Below are 22,652 nucleotides of genomic sequence, written 5' to 3'. Positions count from 1 at the left end.
TTCCGGCCGAATGGGTGACGTCGCAATGGCGTCCCTCCTGTCTGGAACGTTTCCCTGTCTCTTGTGTTACGAGACGGCCCGGACTTCCCTGACTTCCGGGATGTAGTGTTTGAGCAGGTTCTCGATTCCGTTGCGCAGCGTCGCCGTCGAACTTGGGCAGCCGGCGCAGGATCCTCGCAGTTCGAGGAAAACGATGCCGTCCTCAAAACTTTGAAAGGTGATATCGCCGCCGTCCTGGGCGACCGCCGGGCGGACCCGGGTCTCCAAAAGCTCGCGAATCTGGCCCACGATGGCGTCTTCCGCCGTCGCCGAGACCGGCGTTGCAGCGGGTGCGGAAGGCGTCATCACCGGCTCGCCAAGGGTGAAATGTTCCATGATGGCGCCCAAGATCTCCGGCTTCATGACCTGCCAGTCGCGGGCCTCGGTCTTGCGCACGGTGATAAAATCGGTGCCCAGAAAGACGCCGGCCACGCCCGGAATCGCGAACAGCCGCTGCGCCAGGGGGGACGCTTCGGCCGCCGCCTCCGAGGCGAAATCGACCGTCTCTCCCGCCAAGACCGTTTGGCCCGGTAAAAACTTCAGAGACGCCGGGTTGGGCGTCCGCTCGGTCTGAATAAACACCTCAACACCTCCTTGACCGGCGCCGGAAAGGGCTGCCCGTCGGTTAGGTAAACTTTGGGTAAAAGAAACCTAAAATTCAAGGTTTTCTTATGGTTAGCGGCTTAACCGTCGGGAAAGCCTGCGCTTTTAGGTGAGCGCGCGCAGCTGATCGTCCGTGAGGTTGCCCGGTACGATGGTGATTGGGATGCGCAGCTTGCCAGCCATCTTGTTAACCAAATGGCTGATGATCGGTCCCGGTCCCTCCGGCTCGGAGGACGCCGCCAGCACCAGGATCGAGATGCCGGGCTCCCCTTCGATGACCTTGAGAAGCTCCTCGCTGCGAACCCCTTCGCGAACGTAAAGGACCGGCACCCTTCCGGTGATCGTATTGACCTCCGTTGAAAGCTGCTTCAGGTGTTCTTCCGCCTCCGCCCGCGCCTCGTCCCGCATCAGTTCGCCAACCTTCATCCAGTGCTGAAAATCCGTCGGTTCCAGCACGTACAGAAGCGCGACATACCCGCCCGTGCTGCGGGCGCGGTAGCAGGCGTAGCGAAGCGCCGTGTGCATTTCCTTCGTCGGATCGACGACGACGAGAAAGCACCGGCCGGACGGTGACGCTGCGCTTTTCTTCTGTTGCGGCATGCGACCTCGAACACCAGCGGGAATAGGGGTTGGGAATCAGACCCGGCGGAAGAAGAGCCCGGCCAACCATCCTGCCACCAAGGCAAGGAAAATAGCAACGATCCCGTATTGCGCGGCGTTGGCGTGGGCGAAGTTGTAAAGCGCTGCTTCTAGACCCGTTTTTTGCACGATGAGCGGTGTCGTCTGGACCCCGACAACGCGCTTTTCCTTCACCAAGAGAACCTTGACGGTATAGACGCCGACCGGCACCGTCGCCGGAAAGAACAGGCGGGTGCGGAAAAGGTTGTTGCTTAAAAACGCGACCTCGCCCGTCTCAACGCCGTAAAGCCGCTGCGCCTGCTTCCGCCGAACGAGCGCCTCGCGGAAAAGAGCCGTGGTTTCTTCGTCCGCTGCATCCGCCGTCTTAAACCGTAAACTTTCCGCCCCGATTTCGTTTCTCGCCAGCATCTCCGGCGGCACGATCTCCGCGACCGGGCGGTTCGAGGCGGCGACATAGTAGACCGGCGCATCCTGGAAACGCATTTCCCTCCGGTTTATCCAAACGCCGCCGATGCGCTCCTTCCGCCGCACGACGATGTCCTGGGCGGGGCCCCGTACCGTGACGACGATATCCCCCTCGCCCTCGGTGGCGCCGAACAGAAGGACTTCCGCGCCCGTAAAACCGGTCGTGATCGCAATCAGATGATCGGAAAGATCGGCCACCAACGGCTCGGCGCGGGCGGCGGCGACAAGCCAGCCCGAGACAGCGAGACAAGCGACCCACGGCCAAAAGCGGCGACGAAAAGGACCGCGCGTCTTCATGGCGACACCAAGTTTAGCGAGAAAACGTCCGCCGGCGTGATGACAAGATCCCAGACCATGCGCCCGCAAACCAGAAGAACGAGAAAGGCGAGCAGAATTCGCAGCTCGTCGCTTTGCAGCTTTCCCCCAAATCGCGAGCCAAGCTGGGCGCCGATGACGCCGCCGACCAGAAGCAAAAGCGCCAGCAGAATGTCCACCGTCTGGTTGTAGTAGGCCTGCAAAAACGTAGCGGTCGCCGTGACGAAGATGATCTGAAAAAGCGAGGTGCCGACGACCACGGCGGTTGGCATGCCGATCAGATAAATCATCGCCGGTATGAGAATGAAACCGCCGCCAAGCCCCAGGACACCCACCAGCACGCCGATGACAAACCCGACCCCGATGGGAAGCAGCACGCTGATATAGAGTTTCGAGCGGTGGAACCGCATCTTGAAGGGAAGCCCGTGCACCCAGTGATGCTGGTGCAATTTCTGCCGTTGGGCGGGGTAACGGCGACGGCGAAAAACGGCGCGGGTGCTTTCCGCAAACATGAGACTTCCGATCGCGCCGAGAAAAATGACATAGGAAAGCGCGATGATGAGGTCGAGCTGGCCTAGGCTCCGGAAATAGGTGAACAGCTGCACGCCCGCAACCGATCCCAAGACACCGCCCACGATCAGCGCGACGCCCATCTTGAAGTCAACGTTTTGCCGCCGCCAATGGGCCAGCACCCCGGAAACCGAAGTGGCGACGATCTCGTTCGTTCCCGTCGCTACGGCGACGGCCGGCGGAACGCCGATGAAGATGAGGAAAGGCGCCATTAGAAAGCCGCCCCCGATGCCGAACAGGCCGGAAAGAAATCCGACGAAGCCTCCAAGCCCAAGCAGGAGAAAAACGTTTACCGATATTTCGGCAATGGGGAAATAAATCTGCATGTGGCTTACGGTTTGGGTCGGCTGGGCCGATGCAGGAGAGATAGGCCCGCCCCCACCGCGAGGGCAAGCCTAAATCGCGGCTTTGGATTAAAAACGGAAAAGGGGAACGCGTCAGGCGCGCAGGAGTCCCATGATGTCGTGAATCTCCGCCAGGTGTTTCTCGGCGATGCGGCCGGCGCGGGCCGCGCCCTCGCGAAGAACCGCGTCCACTGCGCCAGGGTCTTTCCGGAGCCTCGCCATCTCGGCGCTAAGCGGCCCAAGCACGCCGACCGCAAGCTCGGTCAGCGCCTCCTTGAAGACCGAGAACTGGGTGCCGGCGAAGCGCGCCAGCACCTGGGCCCGGCTCAAGCCGGCAAGGGCCGCGTAGATACCGACCAGATTCGCTGCCTCCGGCCGGCCGGCAAGCCCCCCCGGTTCGTCCGGCAAGGGCTTTGGATCGGTGCGGGCTTTGCGGATTTTAAGCGCGATAGTATCGGGATCGTCCGTCAGGTTGACCCGGGAATAGTCCGAGCGGTCGGACTTGCTCATCTTCGCCTGGCCGTCGCGCAGACTCATCACCCGGGTCGCTTCACCGAAAATCTGCGGTTCCGGCAAGGGAAAGTAGTCCACGCCGTATTGGCGGTTGAAGGCGCCCGCGATGTCGCGGACAAGCTCCAGATGCTGCTTCTGGTCCTCGCCGACCGGCACGTGGGTCGCCTTGTAGAGGAGAACGTCCGCCGCCATCAGGACCGGGTAGGCGTAAAGACCCAGGCCCGCCTGCTCCCGGTGCTTGCCCGCCTTGTCCTTGAACTGGGTCATGCGGTTGAGCCAGCCGAGCGGCGTCAGGCAGCTGAGAAGCCAGGCAAGCTCGCTGTGCCCGGCGACGGCGCTCTGGTTGAAGATGACGCCCCGCTTGGCGTCAACCCCGGCGGCCAGGAAGGCGGCGGCGACTTCGCGGATGTGGGCGCGGAGGGCGGCCGGGTCCTGAGGCAGGGTGAGGGCGTGAAGATCGACGATGCAATAGATGCAGTCGTAGCGCTCCTGGAGGCCGACCCAGTTCCGAAGCGCCCCCAGATAATTGCCAAGATGAAGGTTGCCGGTGGGCTGCACCCCGGAAAAGATGCGTTCCATGCCGCGAACTCCAGCGGAAAGTCGGACGGTTGAGGTGGCCGGAGTGTCCCCTCAAGCCCGCCCTCGGTCAAGCGGGCTTTTTCCGGAAAAGCGCTCGCAAATCGCCCTTTTCGAAAGCCCCGAGAAGGCGCGCCAGCAGGAAATAGAGAAGGGTGCTGCCGCCGATCAGAAGGCCCAGCGTGACACATCTTTCCGCCTCGCCGCCGGTGAGCGGCGCTTCGAGGAGTTTGGCCGCCCCGAAGGCCAGCCCGCCCATGGCGAGCGCGGCAAGCGCCGTGCGCGGCAGCCGCCGCCGCGACCGGCCGTCGAACGTGAAATCGCCTCTTCGCAGGAGGCCCGTGACCAAAAGGGCGGCGTTGAACCAGGACGCGATCGCCGTCGCCAGGGCGATGCCCACCTGCGCGAAGGGAATCATGAGGGCGACGCTGAGGACGACGTTCACGACGACGGCGGCCCCCGCGATCTTGACCGGCGTCGCCGTATCCCCGCGGGCGAAATAGGCGGGTGCCAGCACCTTGACCAGGACATAGGCCGGCAAGCCCGTCGCATAAGCCGAAAGCGTCCGCGCCGCGGCCACCACTTCCGCGCCGCCGAACGCGCCCCGCGCGAACAGCACGCGGACGATCGGCTCGCTTAGAAGAACAAGGGCCGCAGTTGCCGGCAGCGTCAGAAAGAGGGCCGCCTCAAGGGCCCGGTTCTGGTTTGCGTTCGCCGCCTCGCGCTGGCCCGCCCGCAGCTGGCGGGAAAGCAGCGGCAGAAGCGCCGTGCCGACGGCGATGCCGACGACGCCGAGCGGCAGCTGGTTCACCCGGTCCGCATAGTAAAGGAAGGAAATCGCCCCGGTCGGCAGCAGCGACGCCAGCACGATGTCGATGAAGAGATTGACCTGTACGACGCCGGCGCCGATCGCGCCCGGCGCCAGCCGTCCGAGGAACGCCTTCACGTCGGGCGTCAGCCGTGGAAAAGACAGGCGAAGGGAAAAATTGGCCCGCCTGAGCGCGGCCGCAAGCCACAGAAACTGGCCGACTCCGGCCAACGCTACGCCGATCGCCAGGGCATGCCCCGGGGTGGCCGTGAAGTCCGCAAGGATCAACAGGCTGCCGATCAGGAAAAGATTCAAAAGGATCGGCGTCGCCGCGGCCGCCGCAAACCGGCCAAAGGAATTCAGGACGCCGCCCATCAGCGAAACCAGGGAGATGAACAGAAGATAAGGAAAGGTGATGCGTGAAAAGACGACCGCGAACCCATAGCGTTCCGGTTCGTCCGCGAAGCCGGGGGCCAGAGCATAGATCAGCCACGGCATCGCAATCTCGGCAACCGCTATGAAGAAGGCGAGGCCAAGAAACAGAACCGCGAACACCTCCTCGGCAAAGCGTTTCGCCTTGTCGCGCCCTTCCTTTTCAAAGAAGCCGGCGAACATCGGGACGAAGGCGGCGCTAAAGGCCCCCTCCGCGAAAAGCCGGCGAAAGAAATTCGGCAGCTTGAAAGCGACGAAGAAGGCGTCCGCCAGGACGCCGGCGCCGAGGAAGGCCGCCAGCAAAATGTCGCGGACGAAGCCGAGCAGGCGGCTGACAAGCGTGTAGCCGCCGACGGTCGCGATGGATCGGAGAAACGCCATGGCCTTGAGATGTATCGGATTTTTTGTCGGCTTGGAAGGCGCCCGCTTGGCAGGCGAAGAGCGAAGCCGCGCGCCTTACTCGCCGGCGGCGGCGCGGAGGAAGGTGCCTGGGCCCGGTTCGCCGGCGACGGCGGCAAGCAACTTCTCCCGGATCACCTGCCGCTTCCTTTCGCTTTCGATCTTCATGCCGAAGATGTCCTTCACATAGAAAACGTCAACGACGCGTTCGCCATAAGTCATGATATGCGCGCTTGCGATTTGCAGGTTGAGAGCGGCCAGCGCCCGCGTGACGTCGTAGAGAAAGCCCGTGCGGTCGAGGCCGTTCACTTCGATGACCGTGAAGGTCTGACTGGCGCGGTTGTCGATCAGAACGCGCGGCGCCACCTTGAAGGCCCGCAGGCGGTTGGAAATCTCTGTCCGCTGGGTGAGTTCCCGCTTCGGTAGGATCTGGCCGGCCAGCGTCTTGCGGATGGCCGAAGAAAGGGCATCGGCCAGATTCGGTTTCTCGAACGCCTTGCCGTCGTCGCTCTGCAACCAGAAACTATCGAGCGCCATGCCGTTCTTTGTCGTAAAGATCTTGGCGTCCACGATGTTGGCGCCGGCCAGCGAAAGGGCGCCGGCCAGCCGCGAAAAGAGACCTGGGTGATCGGCCGTGTAGATGGTGACCTCCGTAGCCCCCCGCTTGGCGTCGACGTGAATCTGGACGGTGAGCGGCGCTTTCTCGGCGTCCGCCGCGCGCATGAGCCGCGCCTGGCGGATCAGATCCTCCGCCGGGTAGGCCAGCCAGTAGGCCGTGTAGCCGCGGCTCTTGAAGGCGGCGAAGGCGGCGTCCGTCCAGTCGGCAAGGCCGGCTCGAAGCGCCGCCAGGGCGGCAGCGACCCGTTCTTCGGTTGCCTGCGCCATGAGGCCGCCCGACATCACCTCTTCGGCCCGGTGGTAAAGCGCGCGCAGAAGCGAGGACTTCCACGCGTTCCACACGTTCGGGCCGACGGCGCGAATATCGGCAACGGTCAGGAGAAGCAGCAGGCGCAACCGTTCCGGCGACTGGACAAGTTGCACAAAGGCATCGATCGCCTCGGGGTCGTTGGTGTCGCGCTGGAAGGCGGTGCCACTCATCAGCAAATGGTGGCGGATCAGCCAGACAACGGTTTCCGTTTCCTCCTCCGGCAGGCGCAACCGGCGGCAGATGTGTCCGGCGATGTCGGCGCCGACGACGGAATGATCGCCGGGCCTGCCTTTCGCGATGTCGTGAAACAGAACGGCAAGGTAAAGGGCGCGCCGCGAGAGGACCTTGTGAACGATCTCCGAGGAAAGCGGCATGGCGTCCCGGAATTTGCCCTCCTCGATTCCGTGCAGGATGCCAATGGCGAAGATCGAATGCTCGTCCACCGTATGGGTATGGTACATGTTGTACTGCATCTGGGCGACGATCCGCCCGAACTCCGGCAAAAGCCTCCCCAGCACCCCGGCCTCGTTCATGCGTCTTAGCGCGCGCTCCGGGTCCTTCTTCGCGGTCAGGATTTCAAGAAAAAGACGGGAGGCCTCCGGGTTCTCGCGCAAGGGGTGATCGATCCGCTTCAGATTTTGCGTGATCAGGCGCAGCGCATACGGATGAACGTCGAGTCCTTCCTTCTGGGCGACGCGAAAGAGACGGACCATGCCGAGGGGGTCTTTTGCAAAGGCGTCGTCCGCCTCGACGTTGAGCCGATCGCCATCCACGATAAAGCTTTCGACCCGCGCCGCCCGCAGCCAGGGCAGGCGGAAACGCGGCCGCCTTTTGTGCTGGGCCTCAAGGAAGGCGCAGAAGATTCGCGTGAGGTCGCCAACGTCCTTGGCAACCAGAAAATAATGCTTCATGAAGCGTTCGACGCCGCGAACATGGCCGCGATCGGCATAGCCCATGCGGCGGCTGATCTCCGCCTGCATGTCGAAGGTGAGGCGTTCTTCGGCACGGCCGGCAAGGTAGTGGAGATGGGCGCGTACGTTCCACAGAAAGTGGAGTGCCCGATCAAAGCGCGCCGCCTCGCGCGCCGAAAGCGCGCCCAGCGGCACGAGAGCCGCCGGATCGCCCACCTGATAGATCGCCTTCGCGATCCAGAAAAGGGTGTGCAGGTCGCGCAGGCCGCCCTTGCCTTCCTTGATGTTCGGCTCGAGCGCGTAGCGTGAGTCCCCAAGCCGGCGATGCCGCGTGTCGCGTTCGGCCAGCTTCGCTTCGACGAAGTGCGTCGCCGTCGCCACGACGACGTCGCGGAAGAAGCGCATGCGCATACGCTGATAAAGCGCCTCGTTGCCGGTGATAAAACGGGATTCGAGAATGGAGGTCGCAATCGTCATATCCGCCTTCGAAAGCCGGATGCAATCGTCGATGGAGCGCACGCTGTGGCCAACTTTAAGCCCCAAGTCCCAAAGCATGTAGAGCATGTATTCGATGATCTGCTCGCCATGCGGCGTTTGCTTGTAGGGAAGGACAAAAAGAAGATCGAGGTCCGAATGGGGTGCAAGTTCGCCCCGGCCGTATCCCCCGACGGCGATGACGGCCAAGTGTTCGGCGGCGGTCGGGTTCGAGACCCGGTAAAGACGCTCCGCGGCAAACGCGTACATGACTTTAAGCAGCGCGTCGAAGATGCGGCTGGCCACCCGGGCGGCGTCGAAGCCGTTCAGACCGGCCTCGAACGCGCTCCGCAGGCCGGCGCGGGCTTCCTCGAGCGTCTCCCGAAACACCGCCAGCACGCGCGGGCGCTGACGTTCGGGGTTTTCTTCCTCCCGGCAGACCGCCTCAAGCGCCGCGCGAAGGGCGTCCGGCTGCAGCACGTTGTCGATCATCTTCTCCATGGGCTTTCCGCCATTGTATGGGAGCACCCCGGCACGAACACCAAAGGATAGGCCAAAGATATAGGTAGGAAACGACCTATTCGTCGAGCGCCGCCTTAAGACGGTACAGAAGTTCAAGCGCCGCCTTGGGCGTAAGCTCGTCGGGCCGAATCTCGCTTAGCAACGCTTCGACCGCCGACGGCGACGAAGCGGCGGCCGGGGCGGGGCCGGCATCTATGCGGAACAGCGGCAAGTCCTCGGCCAGGCGGGAAAGCGCGCTTTTGCTTTCCCCCGCCTCAAGGCTGGCCAACACGGCCTCGGCCCGATGGACGACCGCCTCCGGCAAGCCGGCGAGGCGGCCGACATGGATGCCGTAGGAGCGGTCCGCCGCCCCTTCCGTCACCTCGTGCAGAAAAATCACCTCGCCCCGCCATTCCTTGACCCGCATCGCATGGCAGGAAAGGCCGTCAAGGCGCGCGGCGAGATGCGTGAGTTCGTGGTAGTGCGTCGCAAACAGCGCCCGCGAACGGTTGACGTCGTGAAGATGCTCGATCGTAGCCCAGGCGATCGAAAGGCCGTCGAAGGTTGCGGTGCCGCGGCCGATTTCGTCCAGGATGACGAGAGAGCGCGGTCCCGCCTGGTGCAGGATCGCCGCCGTCTCCACCATCTCGACCATGAAGGTCGAGCGCCCCCGCGCCAAATCGTCCGCCGCCCCCACCCGGCTGAACAGGCGATCCACGACGCCGATACGGGCCACGGTCGCGGGCACGAAGGCCCCGGTCTGGGCAAGGATGGCGATCAGCGCGTTCTGGCGCAGGAAAGTGCTTTTGCCGGCCATGTTCGGTCCCGTCACCAGCCAAAGCCGGCTGCCATCGCCGCCGCCATCGCCCAAGTCGCAGTCGTTGGCGACGAAGGCGCCCTCGTGGCCGCGCTCAAGCGCGCGTTCGACCACCGGGTGCCGCGCGCCGGTCACGCAAAAGGCGAGGTTTTCCTCGACCGTTGGCCGCACGTAGCGGCGATGGACGGCAAGCTCGGCCAGCGCCGTCGCCACGTCGAGTTCGGCCATCGCGCGCGCGGCGAGGGCGATGGCGTCGGCGTTTTCCGTCACCGCCGCGACGAGCGCTTCGAACACGTCAAGCTCGAGCGCCAGCGCCCGGTCGGCCGCCTGGCGGATGCGGTTCTCAAGCTCGGCCAGCTCGACCGTCGTGAAGCGGGCGGCCGCCGCCATCGTCTGGCGATGCAGGAAGCCGCTTTCCGGCGTCGCCAGTTTCGCCGCGTGGGTCGCCGTCGCTTCGATGTAGTAGCCGAGGATGTTGTTGTGGCGGATTTTCAGGGAAGGAATCCCGGTGGCCTTCGCGTAGCGGTTCTGGAGAGCGGCGATGAGGCGACGGCTTTCGTCGCGAAGCGTCACCGTCTCGTCGAGTTCGGGCGAATAGCCCGGCGCGATGAAGCCGCCCTCGCGGGAAAAGACCGGCGGCGACGGCGCCAGGGCGCGGGTCAGCCGATCCACAAGATCGCCGTGGGAACCCAAGCTGAAAACCGCCTCGGCAATCTCCATGGGAATGCCAGAAGCCGTTGGTTTTTCAATGACTTCCCTTAAATCTGCGGTAACCGCTAGGGAATCCCGCACGGCCGCCAGGTCGCGCGGGCCGCCACGGCCGAGGGTAAGTCTGGAAAGGGCGCGTTCAAGGTCGGGTGCGCCTTGCAGGGCCTCCCGAAGGCGGGCGCGCCGCGTGGGGTCCGCGACGAAGAACGCCACCATGTCGAGGCGGCGCTCGATCGCCTTGACATCGGTCAGGGGGGCGGCAAGACGCACCGCCAAAAGCCGCGCGCCTGCCCCCGTCACCGTCTCGTCGATCGCATCCAGAAGCGAGCCCTTGCGCTCGCCGGTCAGGCTGCGGGTCAGTTCGAGGTTGCGCCGCGTCGCTGCGTCGATTTCGAGGGCGGCGTCCGGGCGCAGCTGTCTTGGCGGCGAAAGCCTTGGGAGCCGGCCCTTCTGGGTAAGCTCGACATAGTCGACAAGGGCGCCGGCGGCGGCAATCTCGACGCGGGTGAAGGCGCCAAAGCCTTCGAGGGCCTCGACCTTGAAAAGAGCCTTCAGCCGGCGGGCCGCCGAGGTGCTGTCGAAGCGGGCCGCCGGCAAGGGGGAGAGCGCCGCCCGGCAATCCCGCAAGGCAGCCGCGATTTCACGACGCTCGAGCAGCCGGTCGGCAAGCAGCAGCTCACCGGGCTCTACCCGCGCCAGTACGGCCGGAAGCCGTTCGATCGTCGCCGCCTGAACGTGAAAGTCGCCGGTCGACATGTCGAGCCAAGCGACCGCAAGCTCGCCTTCCGCTTCCGCCAGGGCGGCGAGAAAATTGTGGTTTCGCGCCTCCAGCAGCGTCTCTTCCGTGAGCGTGCCTTGGGTGACCAGCCGGATGACGTCGCGGCGGACGACCGCCTTCGCGCCCCGCTTTTTCGCTTCGGCCGGGTCTTCGACCTGCTCGCAGACGGCTACCTTGAAGCCGCGGCGGATAAGGCGCGAGAGGTAAGAATCCGCCGCCTGCACCGGCACGCCGCACATCGGAATGTCGTCGCCGTCGTGACGGCCCCGTTTGGTAAGCGCGATGTCGAGCGCCGCCGCCGCCTGTACGGCGTCCTCGAAGAACATCTCGTAGAAATCGCCCATGCGGTAGAACAGCAGGCAATCCGGGTGGGCCTGCTTGATGGCGAGATACTGGGCGATCATCGGGGTCGCCGAGGGGCCGGGTTTCGGGCGGTGCATGCGTTAAGGGTCCAACCCCTTTCTTAAACCGGCCGGACGGAGTCTTGCGCCCGGGGGCGGCGTCGCCCCCAATCTAGCACAGCCCCCCGCCGCAAGCCCCCCGCCGCAAGCCCAAGAAGCGGGCGCGCGATGGCAGGCAACGAAGCGACGCGGCGCCCGATGGCCTTTGACGCCAGGCCTAAGCGCCCCTACGATTACGGAGTTTTTCCCGCCGGCGGAAGGCCGGGCCACCATGCGTCAAGCGAAAAGGACCGCCCCAACACGCGCGGCCCCCGGAGGACAATGAACGACACGACGAAGATAACCGACCAGGAAGCGCTGCTTTTTCATTCTTCCGGACGCCCCGGCAAACTCGAGATTACGCCGACCAAGCCGCTGACCACCCAGCGCGATCTCTCGCTCGCCTATTCGCCGGGCGTTGCCGTGCCGTGCGAGCGCATCGCCGAAGACCCCGCCCTCGTCTACGACTACACGGCGAAGGGCAATCTCGTCGCCGTCATCTCGAACGGCACCGCCGTGCTCGGCTTGGGCAATTTGGGCGCGCACGCCTCGAAGCCCGTCATGGAAGGCAAGGCCGTACTCTTCAAGCGCTTTGCCGACGTCGACAGCATCGATCTCGAAGTGGACACCGAAGACACGGACGCGTTCGTCAACTGCGTGTGTTTTCTCGGGCCCAGTTTCGGCGGCATCAACCTCGAAGACATTCGGGCGCCGGAATGCTTCGTCATCGAACAGCGCCTGCGCGAGCTGATGGACATTCCGGTCTTTCACGACGACCAGCACGGCACGGCGATCATCGCCACCGCCGGTCTTCTGAACGCGCTCGACCTGACGGGCCGTCGGATCGAAGACATGAAAATGGTGGTGAACGGCGCCGGCGCCGCCGGGGTGGCCTGCGTCGAACTGGTGAAGGCGATGGGGGCAAGCCCGAAGAACATCACCCTATGCGACACGAAGGGCGTCATCTACCGCGGCCGGAAGGAAGGCATGAACCAGTGGAAATCCGCCCACGCCATTGAGACGGACACCCGCACGCTGGCCGCCGCCATGAAAGGGGCGGATGTTTTCTTCGGGCTTTCCGTCAAGGGGGCGGTGAGCGCGGCAATGGTCGCCAGCATGGCCAAAAGGCCGATCCTGTTCGTGATGGCGAACCCGGATCCGGAAATCTCGCCGGAAGAGGTCCGCGAAGTGCGTGACGACGCCATCGTCGCGACCGGGCGCTCGGATTATCCAAACCAGGTCAACAACGTCTTGGGATTCCCCTACATCTTTCGCGGCGCGCTCGACGTGCGCGCCTCGACGATCAACGACGAGATGAAAATCGCCGCCGCCCGCGCGCTGGCTAGCCTCGCCCGCGAAGACGTGCCGGACGAGGTGGCCGCCGCCTACGCCGGCCGGCATCTGCAATACGGTCCCGATTACATCATCCCGGCCCCCTTCGACCCGCGGCTCATCTTCTCGGTGCCGGTCGCCGTCGCCGAGGCCGCCATGCGTTCCGGGGTGGCCCGCAAACCGATCATCGACATCGAAGCCTACCGGCGCGAACTCGCTTCGCGACTCAACCCGACGACGGCAAGCCTCCAGCTCATCTTCGAGCGTGTTCGTCACAACGCGCGCCGCATCGTCTTCGCGGAAGGGGAGGGAGAAAAAGTGATCCGCGCCGCGATCGCTTTCCGCAATTCCGGCTATGGCACGCCGGTGCTGATCGGCCGCGACAACTTGATTGCCGAGGCGATCGAACGTCTGGGCTTGGGCGGCGGCGAGGCCCTTGAAACCCACAACGCCCGCCACAGCAAGAACAACCAACGCTACACGGAATACCTGTACGAACGGCTGCAGCGGGAAGGCGCGCTTTACCGCGACTGCCAACGGATGGTGAACCAGGACCGCAACGTGTTTGCCGCCTGCATGGTGGCACTGGGCGACGCCGACGGGTTGGTGACGGGGCTTACCCGGAGCTACGCGGTTTCCTACCAGGAAGTCTCCCGCGTGCTGGACCCGAAAGCGGGCATGGAGGTCTTCGGGCTGTCCGTCGTGGTGACGCCGCAGCGCACCGTTTTCCTTGCCGACACCACCGTTCATGAAAGCCCGACGGCGGAGATGCTGGCAAACATCGCCATTCAAGCGGCGGAAAGCGCGCGCGTGTGGGGCCATGAGCCGCGCGTCGCCATGATCTCGTTCATGAATTTCGGCAGCCGCAAGGCGGCCGGCACCGAGCGCGTGCGCGAAGCCATCCGGATTCTGGATCGCCGCAACGTGAATTTCGAATACGACGGCGAGATGACGCCGGACGTTGCCCTTAACTCGGAAACGCGGAAATTCTATCCCTTTTGCCGTCTTTCCGATTCGGCGAACGTGCTGGTGATGCCGGACCTGGCAAGCGCCAACATCGCCTCGAAGCTTGTGCAGCAACTCGGAAAGGTGACCGTCATCGGCCCGATCCTGACCGGGCTTTCGAAACCGGCCCAGATCGCCCACATGGGAGCGACCGTCTCCGATGTCGTAAACTTGGCCGCGCTTGCCGCCCACGCCGCCGAATAGGGGCGGCCGGCGGCGGCCGCCGAACGGTCGGAAAACCCTTCGAAAGAGGAAAGAGAATGCCCAAGCTTGGCCAGCCGCGGACGGTTCCCCATCGCTGGTTTTTGTGGTGGGCGGCGACGGTGGCCCCCGGCGCGGCGGTGCTGGCGCTGTTCGTGGCGATCGGCGAGGTCGGCCCGTGGCAGGCCGCGTTGGGCGGCGGGCTTGCGGCAACGGCGCTTGTCGTCATCGTGCGCACCTATCTCGCCGACATGGACAAGGTGATCGCCTATCTCGGCGACCTGGCCAGAGGCGGCAAGCCGCCGCCGCCGGACGTGCGCGCCTTAAGCGTCGCCGACGACTTTCTTTCCGCGATCGAGGCGTTTCACCGTTCGCACCTCCGCCGAACCGCTCAACTCGAAACGCTGGCGGAGGCGAACGTCATCGTCCTCGACAGCATTCCCGACCCCCTGCTTCTGGTTGACCGCGCACGGCGCATCCGCCAGGCAAACCGGGCGGCGCGCGCGCTGGTGACGACGAACCCGATCGGCCAGGACCTGGCCGCCGTCATTCGGGACCCGCGCCTTCTCGAAGAGGTCGACATCGCCCTCGAAACCCTGTCCGACCGCAGCGCCGAATTTGACCTTCCTTACCCGCGGGCCCGGTGCTTCGCGGTGCGTATCGTCCCGCTTGCGAAACCGGCCGAGGACGGCACCGTGCTGATCGTAAGCCTTCAGGACATGACGGCGGTGAAGCAGCTCGAACAGACGCGGGTGGATTTTATCGCGAATGTCAGCCACGAGCTTCGCACGCCGCTTTCCGCGCTGGTCGGCTTTATCGAGACGCTCCAGGGGCCGGCGAAGAACGATCCGGAGGCGCGGGAAAAATTCTTAAATATCATGGGGGGCCAGGCGAAACGGATGGTCCGCCTGGTCGCCGACCTGCTTTCGCTTTCCCGGATCGAACTGAACGAACACGTGTCGCCGACCGGAACGGCCGCCATCGGGGATGTGCTGAAGGCGGTGCGCGACATGCTGTCCCTGAAGGCGGAGGCGAAAGGCATGACGCTCGCGGTCGCGGTGCCCCCGGACTTGCCCGCCATTCCCGGCAGCCGGGACGAATTGACCCAGCTTTTCCAGAATCTGACGGACAACGCCATCAAATACGGCGCCGCCAATTCCGTCGTCCGGATCGAGGCAAGACGGCAGGAGCCGGGCAGCCTGCCCGGGCCGGCGGTAAGCATTGCCGTCACCGACCGGGGCGAGGGCATTCCCCGCGAACACCTGCCCCGGCTCACCGAGCGCTTTTACCGCATTGACCGGGCCCGCTCGCAGGAGTTGGGCGGCACCGGCCTGGGCCTTGCCATCGTAAAGCATATCGTCAACCGCCACCGCGGCCGGCTGACGATCGAAAGTGCGCTTGGCGAAGGCAGCACATTTACGGTTTACCTCCCCCTGACAAAGGAAACGGAAGAGGCGTCATAAAACGGTCACCAAGCTCCGGTAGGGCTTTATGGGTCACCGGCGGCAGCTTTCGGGCCGTCGCCCTCCATGGGTCTCATAGGCCCCATATGCCCAAGACATCAGGAGTTCCACGCATGAAGAAACTCGTTCTTGCCGCCCTTGTTGCAGTGGTTGCCGTGGTTGCAGTGGGTTCCGCCACCGCGGCCGCGATGCGGGACCAGATTCGAATCGTCGGGTCCTCAACGGTATTTCCCTTCTCGACCGCGGTCGCCGAAGAGTTCGGGAAAACGACAAAATTCAAGACGCCCATCGTCGAAAGCACCGGCTCCGGCGGAGGCTTGAAGCTTTTCTGCAGCGGGGCCGGGCTTGATTCGCCGGACATCACGAATTCCTCGCGGCGGATCAAGGATTCGGAAGTCGAAACCTGCGCGAAGAACGGCGTCACCGGCATCACGGAGGTGAAGATCGGGTTCGACGGCATCGTGATCGCCAATTCGACCAAGGCGAAGCGCGCCGAGATCACCCTCAAGACGCTGTGGCTCGCCCTTGCCAAGGACGTGCCGGACGCGAGCGGCAAGTTCATCCCCAACCCGAACAAGACCTGGAAGGACGTCGACGCGAGCCTGCCCGACAAGAAAATCGAGGTGCTTGGCCCGCCCCCCACCTCCGGCACGAGGGACGCCTTCGTCGAGCTTGCCATGGAAGGCGGTTGCAAGAAGTTCCCCGTCGTTGCAGAAATCAAAAAGACGGATGAGAAGAAATACCAGGCCATCTGCCAAGCCATCCGGGAAGACGGCGCCTTTGTCGAGGCCGGCGAGAACGACAACCTGATCGTACAGAAACTCGAAGCAAGCCATGACGCCTTTGGCGTCTTCGGCTTCAGCTTCCTCGATCAGAACCGGGACAAGGTCCAGGGCGCCATCGTGGACGGAACCGAGCCAACCTTCGATACGATCGCGAGCGGGAAATATCCGGTTTCGCGCTCGATGTACTTCTATGTGAAGACCGCCCATGTCGGCATCGTGCCGGGCATCAGGGAATACATCGAGACCTTCACGAGCGAGGCGGCCTTCGGGCCCTTCGGCTATTTGGCCGATCGGGGGCTTATTCCGTTGCCGACCGAGGAACGCGAGAAATGGCGCGCCACGGGCGTCAATTTCGCGCCTTACAAGAAGTAAAGTGACGGCGCGCTGCTTGTCGCGGCGCAAGTTTGGGATATAGATTGGGGTTAGGCTACAGAGGGGTGGGGATAGGATGGCCGCTTATTTTTTCATTGCCGGCCTTCTCGTCCTCACCTCGCTGGCCTTCACCGCGGGGCGCAAGCGCGCGCTTGCGCTAGGGCGGGGCCAGCGTCTTCATTCCCGTCCCACCCATCACGGCCTTTACGTCGTCCTCTGGTGCGTCCTGCCGGCGCTGGCCCTTCTAATTCTCGGCCTGTTGCTAGAGGAGCCCATCCTCAAGGCCCTGCTGGTCGCGCAGGCCGCCCCGGAAACGCTTGCGCAGTTCAGTGGCAACGAGGCTTTTTTCCAAGAGATCTGCCGCCTGGCGGAAGGCGGGCTCGCCGATCCGGCGCGGGAGCGCGCGCTCGGCGATGGGGTGGCGCACTATCGGAACCTGGTGCAAATCGGGCAAGCGAGCCTCTTCGTTCTCGCCCTGACCGCGGCCTTGGGTGGCCTTGCCTTCGGCCGCCGCGCGCTTACCCCTTCCTTCCGGGCGCGCAACCGGGTCGAGGGGTTCTTCGTAAAGATGCTCTTCCTGGGTTCCACCCTCTCGATCCTGACGACGATCGGGATCGTGCTCTCCATGCTGTTCGAGGCGATCCGTTTCTTCAACCACGTTCCCCTCCAGGACTTCCTGTTCGGGCTTCAATGGAGCCCGCAAACGGCAATTCGCGCCGATCAGGTCGGCTCCACCGGCGCCTTCGGTGCGGTCCCGGTCTTCGCCGGCACGCTTCTGATCACCCTGATCGCGATGTTCGTCGCAGCACCGATCGGGCTTTTTTCGGCCATCTATACGTCGGAATACGCAAGCCCGCGGATCCGGGCCTCGGTGAAGCCGATCCTCGAAATCCTGGCCGGCGTGCCGACGGTCGTCTACGGCTTCTTCGCCGCGCTCACCGTGGCACCCATGATCCGGGGAATGGGCGAGACGTTCGGACTCGACGTCGCGTCGGAAAGCGCGCTGGCCGCCGGCCTTGTCATGGGCGTCATGATCATTCCCTTCATCTCCTCGCTTTCGGACGACGTCATCAACGCGGTGCCGCAGGCCTTGCGCGACGGCTCCTACGCGATGGGCGCCACGAAGCCGGAGACGATTCAGCAGGTCATCCTGCCAGCCGCCCTTCCCGGGATTGTCGGCGCCTTCCTGCTCGCCGTGTCGCGCGCTATCGGCGAGACGATGATCGTGGTCATGGCGGCGGGCCTTGCTGCCAATCTTACGGCCAACCCGTTTGCGGCGGTGACGACGGTGACCGTGCAGATCGTCACGCTTCTCGTCGGCGATCAGGAGTTCGACAGCGCCAAGACGCTGGCCGCTTTCGCCTTGGGCCTTACGCTTTTCATCATCACCCTGCTGCTGAACATGCTTGCCCTGCGGGTGGTCGAGAAATACCGGGAAAAATATGACTGATTCTCTCCACGAAAGAAAAAAGACCCAGATGGCGAGACGCCGGAAACACCGCGCCCGGGCGGAAAAGCGGTTTCGCCTTTACTGCGTTTCGGCGGTGCTTGCCGCGATCCTTTTCCTTTTTTTGATGATCGGCAGCCTCCTTGCAAACGGCTACACGGCCATCCTGCAAACCCACGTTCGTCTCGACATTCACTACGACGAGGCCGCGCTGGCCCCAAAGGGGGACGTAACCACCGCGGCGCTGATGACGGCGGACTACGGCGCACTCGTCCGCCAGAGCCTGCAGGTCAAGTTCCCTGACGTTGAAGGCCGCGGCGACCTGCGTCAGCTTTTTGCGCTGGTTAGCGATCACGCCCGCTTCCGTCTGCGTGAGCGCGTACTAAAAGAACCGGCGGCTATCGGAACGCGGGAGGCGATCTGGGTGCCGGCATCCGGCGACGTCGACATGCTGATGAAGGGCGCCCTGCGGCGCGACGTGCCGGAAGGCTCAAGGCGGCTGAACGACCGGCAGATCGGCTGGGTCGATCGGCTCGCCGCCGAGGGCGTTATCGCCAAGAAGTTCAACTCGGCCTTCTTCACGAACGCGGATTCGCGCACGCCCGAAGTCGCCGGGATCTGGGGAGCCGTGGTCGGTTCCTTCTACACGATGGCCGTGACCCTGTTGCTTGCCTTTCCCATCGGCCTCATGACGGGGGCCTACCTGCAGGAATTCGGGCCGAAAAACCGCTGGACCCGACTTATCGAGGTCAACATCAACAACCTGGCTGCCGTGCCGTCCATCGTTTTCGGGCTTCTGGGGCTGGCGGTCTTTCTGAGTTTCGCGGGGCTTCCCCGTTCCGCGCCCCTGGTCGGCGGCATTACGCTGACGCTCATGACGCTGCCCACAATCATCATTGCGACCCGGGCCTCCCTTCTTTCCGTGCCGCCTTCCATCCGCGAGGCGGCGCGCGGGGTGGGCGCTTCCGAAAGCCAGGTCGTGCTGCACCACGTGCTGCCGCTCGCCATGCCCGGCATCCTGACCGGCACCATCATCGGCATGGCGCGAGCGCTTGGCGAAACGGCGCCGCTTCTCATGATCGGCATGGTCGCCTTCATCGCCGACATCCCGCAAGGGGCGCTGGACCCGGCGACGGCGCTACCCGTCCAGGTTTTCATGTGGGCGGACAGCCCCGAGCGGGCCTTCGTCGAGCGCACGGCGGCGGCAACGCTGATTCTGCTGGCTTTTCTGATCACGATGAACGGCCTGGCGGTTTACCTGCGCAAACGATTTGAACGACGCTGGTAGGAGAATCAGGTAAAATGAAAGCCATGGAACGCCAATTCGGCGAAGAGAACCCAGCCGCCGTCAGCGCGGAAACCCCGACCAGGCGCGCCAAAGCCAAGCGCGGCCAGGTCGACGTGAAGGCAGGCCGGGCGGAAGCCGACCTCGCCGCCAAGAGCGCGCAAGCGCCCGTCAAGATGGCGTCACGGAAGCTCAACGTCTTTTATGACAATAAACAGGCGTTGACGAACGTCGACCTCGACATTCTGGAAAACGAGGTGACCGCGCTGATCGGCCCTTCGGGCTGTGGCAAGTCCACCTTCCTGCGTTGCCTCAACCGGATGAACGACACGATCGAGGGGTGCCGCGTTACCGGCACGGTAACCCTCGACGGCAAGGACATTTACGAAAAAACCGTCGATGTGGTCGAGCTGCGTGCAAAAATCGGCATGGTGTTCCAAAAACCGAATCCCTTTCCGAAATCCATCTATGAAAACGTGGCCTACGGTCCCCGCATCCACGGCATGACAAGGAACCGGGCCGAGCTGGACGCGGTCGTCATGACGAGCCTGGAACGCGCCGGGCTGCTGGCGGAAGTGCAGGACCGCTTGCAGGAGCCCGGCATCAGCCTTTCCGGCGGACAGCAGCAGCGCCTTTGCATCGCCCGCGCCATCGCCGTGAACCCGGAAATCATCCTGATGGACGAGCCTTGCTCGGCGCTGGACCCCATCGCCACCGCCCGCATCGAGGAGTTGATGGACGAACTTCGCCGGAAATACACGATCGTCATCGTGACCCACTCGATGCAGCAGGCGGCGCGCGTGTCCCAGCACACCGCCTTCTTCCATCTCGGCGAGCTTGTCGAATACGACGAAACCGCGACCATCTTCACGAGCCCGAGAGACGACCGCACGCAGGGCTATATCACCGGCCGGTTCGGTTGACCGGCAGATAGGGAAGGACAAGCCCATGGCCTCGGAACATATTGTAAAATCCTACGACGACGAACTGAATCACCTGAACCGCGCCATCGTCGAGATGGGCGGGCTGGCGGAATCCCAGCTTGCAGCGGCCATTCGCGCCCTTGGCGAACACGACGACAAGCTTGCCGCCGCCGTCATAGAAAACGACGACAAAGTAGACGAGCTGAATTTCGACGTCGACCAAATGGCCGTCCGCCTTTTGGCGCTTCGCCAGCCGATGGCGGAGGATTTGCGCAGCATCGTCGCCGCCCTCAAGATATCCAGCGACCTCGAGCGCATCGCCGACTATGCGACGAACGTCGCAAAGCGCGTGATCTCATCGGAAGACTACCGCTACATCCGGCCTGCCTCCGGAATCCCCCGCATGGCAGCGCTTGTTCAGCCCATGATCAAGGACGTGCTGGATGCTTACGTCGCCCGTAACGCGGAGCGCGCCATCGAGGTTTGGAATCGCGACATCGAAGTCGACGACATGTACATGAGCCTCTTCCGGGAGTTCCTGACCTATATGATGGAGGACCCCAGAAATATTTCGCCGTGCACGCATCTGTTGTTCATGGCGAAGAACATCGAGCGCATCGGCGATCACGTGACGAACATCGCCGAAACGATCTATTTCCTGGTCTATGGAAAACGGCTGCGCGAACACCGGCCGACGATCGAGGAAGAGGATTCCGTCGTGACGACGCTTGCCGCCCGCAGCAAGCTGGAAAAATGAAGCCTCTTCTCCTCATCGTCGAAGACGAAGAGACCCTGGTGACGCTGCTCCGCTACAACCTTGAAGGAGAGGGCTACCGGGTCGCCGTGGCGACGAACGGCGAGGAAGCGCTGGTGCTCGCGAAAGAGGAAACGCCGGACCTTATCCTCCTTGACTGGATGCTGCCCCTGCTATCCGGCATCGAGGTTTGCCGCCAGCTTCGGCGCAACCCGGCAACGCGCCACGTGCCCGTCCTAATGCTCACGGCGAAAGGCGAGGAGGAAGACAAGATCCGCGGGCTCGATACCGGCGCCGACGACTATGTGACGAAGCCGTTCAGCCCGAGCGAACTCATCGCCCGCATCCGCGCTCTTTTGCGCCGCGCGCACCCGACGTTGAACGCGGAGAAACTGGAAGCCGGCGATTTGACGATGGACCTTGTCGGCCACCGGGTTCACCGGGGCGCCCGGGAAATCGTCCTGGCGCCTACGGAATTCCGGCTGCTGCGGCATTTTCTGGAACACCCCGGCCGCGTCTTCGACCGCGAGCAGTTGCTCGACGCCGTTTGGGGGCAGGACGTCTATGTCGAGCTGCGCACGGTGGACGTCCACATCCGGCGCCTGCGCCGGACCTTGAACGGAAAAGGCGAGGCCGATCTCATCCGCACGGTGCGCGGTGCTGGCTATGCCCTCGAAGCGCCCGCGAATTGACGTTTAAAAAATGACCGATTCCGGCGCCACGGCGGGCCGGCCGAGCGCCTTGGCGACCGCCTTGTGGGTGATCTTCCCCCGGTGCACGTTGAGGCCGCGCAGGAGATAGGCGTTCTCCGCCATCGCCAACCGGCAGCCCTTCTCCGCCAGCTCCAGCACGAAAGGCAGCGTCGCGTTGTTGAGGGCCAGCGCCGAGGTGCGCGCCACCGCGCTCGGCATGTTCGTGACGCAGTAGTGAACGACGCCGTGGGCTATGTAGACAGGCTCAGCGTGCGTGGTCGGCCGGCTGGTTTCGAAACAGCCGCCCTGGTCGATCGCGACGTCAACGATGACGGATCCCCGCCGCATCTTCTTCACCATTGCCTCGGGCACTAATTTCGGCGCCGAGGCGCCTGGCACCAGCACGGCGCCGATCACGAGATCAGCGTCTAAAACGTAGGTTTCGATCGTATCGACGGTCGAGAAGACCGTGTTCAGCTGGCCGCCGAAGCGAAGATCAAGCTCGTAGAGGCGGGGCAGGGACTTGTCGATCACCGTAACGTAGGCGTCCATCCCCATCGCCATGCGGGCGGCGTTGGTGCCGACGACGCCGCCGCCAAGAACCACCACTCTCGCCGGCGGTACGCCGGGCACGCCGCCAAGCAAAAGGCCGACGCCGCCGCCCTCCACCTCGAGATAGTGGGCGCCGACCTGGGCCGCCATCCGGCCGGCCACCTCGCTCATGGGGGCGAGCAGCGGCAGGCCGCCCGCCGCGTCCGTTACCGTTTCGTATGCGATGGCGACGGTGCCCGCCGCCACCAACGCGTCCGCGACCTCCGGCTCGGCTGCCAGGTGCAGATAGGTGAAAAGAATCTGATCCGCGCGCAGAAGCGGAAATTCGCTGGCCTGCGGCTCCTTCACCTTCACGATCAATTCCCCATCCCGGTAAACGCGGTCCGCCGTCCCGACGAGGCGCGCGCCCACCGCCGCGTAAGCCACGTCATCGAACCCGCTGTCAAGACCGGCACCCTTTTCGACGATCACCTCGTGGCCGTGATAGACAAGCTCGCGCACGCTCCCCGGCACCAGGCCGACGCGGTGCTCAAGGGTCTTGATCTCCTTCGGAACGCCGATTCGCATGATTTTTTCCCCTT

At 64.0% G+C, this 22,652-nt stretch carries 17 protein-coding genes; 8 read left to right on the top strand and 9 right to left on the bottom strand.

The genetic code is table 11. The annotated features are described in order from the left end of the window. Positions 1 to 66: 66 nt before the first annotated feature. The 8 genes from AB1781_05675 to mutS form a co-directional block, all read right to left on the bottom strand. Entirely contained in the window at positions 67 to 621 is a 555-nt protein-coding gene (locus AB1781_05675; protein MEW5704061.1) for a NifU family protein, read from the bottom strand. 126 nt (positions 622 to 747) lie between these two features. Beyond that, positions 748 to 1,242, bottom strand: coding sequence for a universal stress protein (locus AB1781_05670; GenBank protein ID MEW5704060.1), 495 nt, complete (start codon positions 1,240 to 1,242; stop codon positions 748 to 750). A 36-nt stretch (positions 1,243 to 1,278) separates the two neighbouring features. Next, positions 1,279 to 2,043, bottom strand: coding sequence for a TIGR02186 family protein (locus AB1781_05665; GenBank protein ID MEW5704059.1), 765 nt, complete (start codon positions 2,041 to 2,043; stop codon positions 1,279 to 1,281). Then, the gene (locus AB1781_05660) at positions 2,040 to 2,957 is read right to left on the bottom strand and encodes a sulfite exporter TauE/SafE family protein (protein ID MEW5704058.1); all 918 of its coding nucleotides are present in this window, start codon (positions 2,955 to 2,957) and stop codon (positions 2,040 to 2,042) included. The genes AB1781_05665 and AB1781_05660 overlap by 4 nt, the downstream gene beginning before the upstream one ends. Positions 2,958 to 3,068: 111 nt before the next feature. Next, positions 3,069 to 4,067: a tryptophan--tRNA ligase gene (gene trpS, locus AB1781_05655; protein ID MEW5704057.1), complete on the bottom strand. Its 999-nt coding sequence runs from the start codon at positions 4,065 to 4,067 to the stop codon at positions 3,069 to 3,071. Between the two features lie 67 nt (positions 4,068 to 4,134). Beyond that, positions 4,135 to 5,685 (bottom strand): murein biosynthesis integral membrane protein MurJ, encoded by a 1,551-nt coding sequence (gene murJ / locus AB1781_05650; GenBank protein MEW5704056.1) that lies wholly within the window; start codon positions 5,683 to 5,685, stop codon positions 4,135 to 4,137. A gap of 75 nt (positions 5,686 to 5,760) precedes the next feature. Next, on the bottom strand, positions 5,761 to 8,517 hold the full coding sequence (locus tag AB1781_05645) for a [protein-PII] uridylyltransferase (protein ID MEW5704055.1): 2,757 nt from the start codon (positions 8,515 to 8,517) through the stop codon (positions 5,761 to 5,763). Positions 8,518 to 8,593: 76 nt separating this feature from the next. Next, entirely contained in the window at positions 8,594 to 11,260 is a 2,667-nt protein-coding gene (mutS, locus tag AB1781_05640) for a DNA mismatch repair protein MutS (GenBank protein ID MEW5704054.1), read from the bottom strand. A 282-nt stretch (positions 11,261 to 11,542) separates the two neighbouring features. Here mutS and AB1781_05635 point away from each other — a divergent pair, with 282 nt between their 5' ends. The 8 genes from AB1781_05635 (at position 11,543) to phoB (ending at position 21,519) form a co-directional block, all read left to right on the top strand. Beyond that, a complete protein-coding gene (locus AB1781_05635) occupies positions 11,543 to 13,801 on the top strand; it encodes an NADP-dependent malic enzyme (GenBank protein ID MEW5704053.1) in 2,259 nt (752 codons plus the stop codon). 56 nt (positions 13,802 to 13,857) lie between these two features. Continuing rightward, complete coding sequence (locus tag AB1781_05630) at positions 13,858 to 15,261, top strand: ATP-binding protein (GenBank protein MEW5704052.1); 1,404 nt, start codon at positions 13,858 to 13,860, stop codon at positions 15,259 to 15,261. A 113-nt stretch (positions 15,262 to 15,374) separates the two neighbouring features. After that, entirely contained in the window at positions 15,375 to 16,418 is a 1,044-nt protein-coding gene (locus AB1781_05625; protein MEW5704051.1) for a substrate-binding domain-containing protein, read from the top strand. Between the two features lie 76 nt (positions 16,419 to 16,494). Then, positions 16,495 to 17,868: a phosphate ABC transporter permease subunit PstC gene (gene pstC, locus AB1781_05620; GenBank protein MEW5704050.1), complete on the top strand. Its 1,374-nt coding sequence runs from the start codon at positions 16,495 to 16,497 to the stop codon at positions 17,866 to 17,868. Next, positions 17,861 to 19,153: a phosphate ABC transporter permease PstA gene (gene pstA / locus AB1781_05615; GenBank protein MEW5704049.1), complete on the top strand. Its 1,293-nt coding sequence runs from the start codon at positions 17,861 to 17,863 to the stop codon at positions 19,151 to 19,153. Before pstC ends, pstA begins: the two co-directional genes overlap by 8 nt. A gap of 173 nt (positions 19,154 to 19,326) precedes the next feature. After that, positions 19,327 to 20,073, top strand: a complete 747-nt coding sequence (pstB, locus tag AB1781_05610; protein ID MEW5704048.1) for a phosphate ABC transporter ATP-binding protein PstB — start codon at positions 19,327 to 19,329, stop codon at positions 20,071 to 20,073. A 25-nt stretch (positions 20,074 to 20,098) separates the two neighbouring features. Then, the gene (phoU, locus tag AB1781_05605; protein ID MEW5704047.1) at positions 20,099 to 20,830 is read left to right on the top strand and encodes a phosphate signaling complex protein PhoU; all 732 of its coding nucleotides are present in this window, start codon (positions 20,099 to 20,101) and stop codon (positions 20,828 to 20,830) included. After that, entirely contained in the window at positions 20,827 to 21,519 is a 693-nt protein-coding gene (phoB, locus tag AB1781_05600; protein MEW5704046.1) for a phosphate regulon transcriptional regulator PhoB, read from the top strand. Before phoU ends, phoB begins: the two co-directional genes overlap by 4 nt. Before the next feature lie 3 nt (positions 21,520 to 21,522). Here the strand turns inward: phoB and ald are convergent, their stop codons facing one another. Continuing rightward, entirely contained in the window at positions 21,523 to 22,638 is a 1,116-nt protein-coding gene (ald, locus tag AB1781_05595) for an alanine dehydrogenase (GenBank protein MEW5704045.1), read from the bottom strand. Positions 22,639 to 22,652 lie beyond the last annotated feature (14 nt).

It is taken from the genome of Pseudomonadota bacterium, from assembly GCA_040752895.1.
Lineage (GTDB): Bacteria > Pseudomonadota > Alphaproteobacteria.
This window is presented reverse-complemented; position numbering and strand designations above follow the sequence as displayed.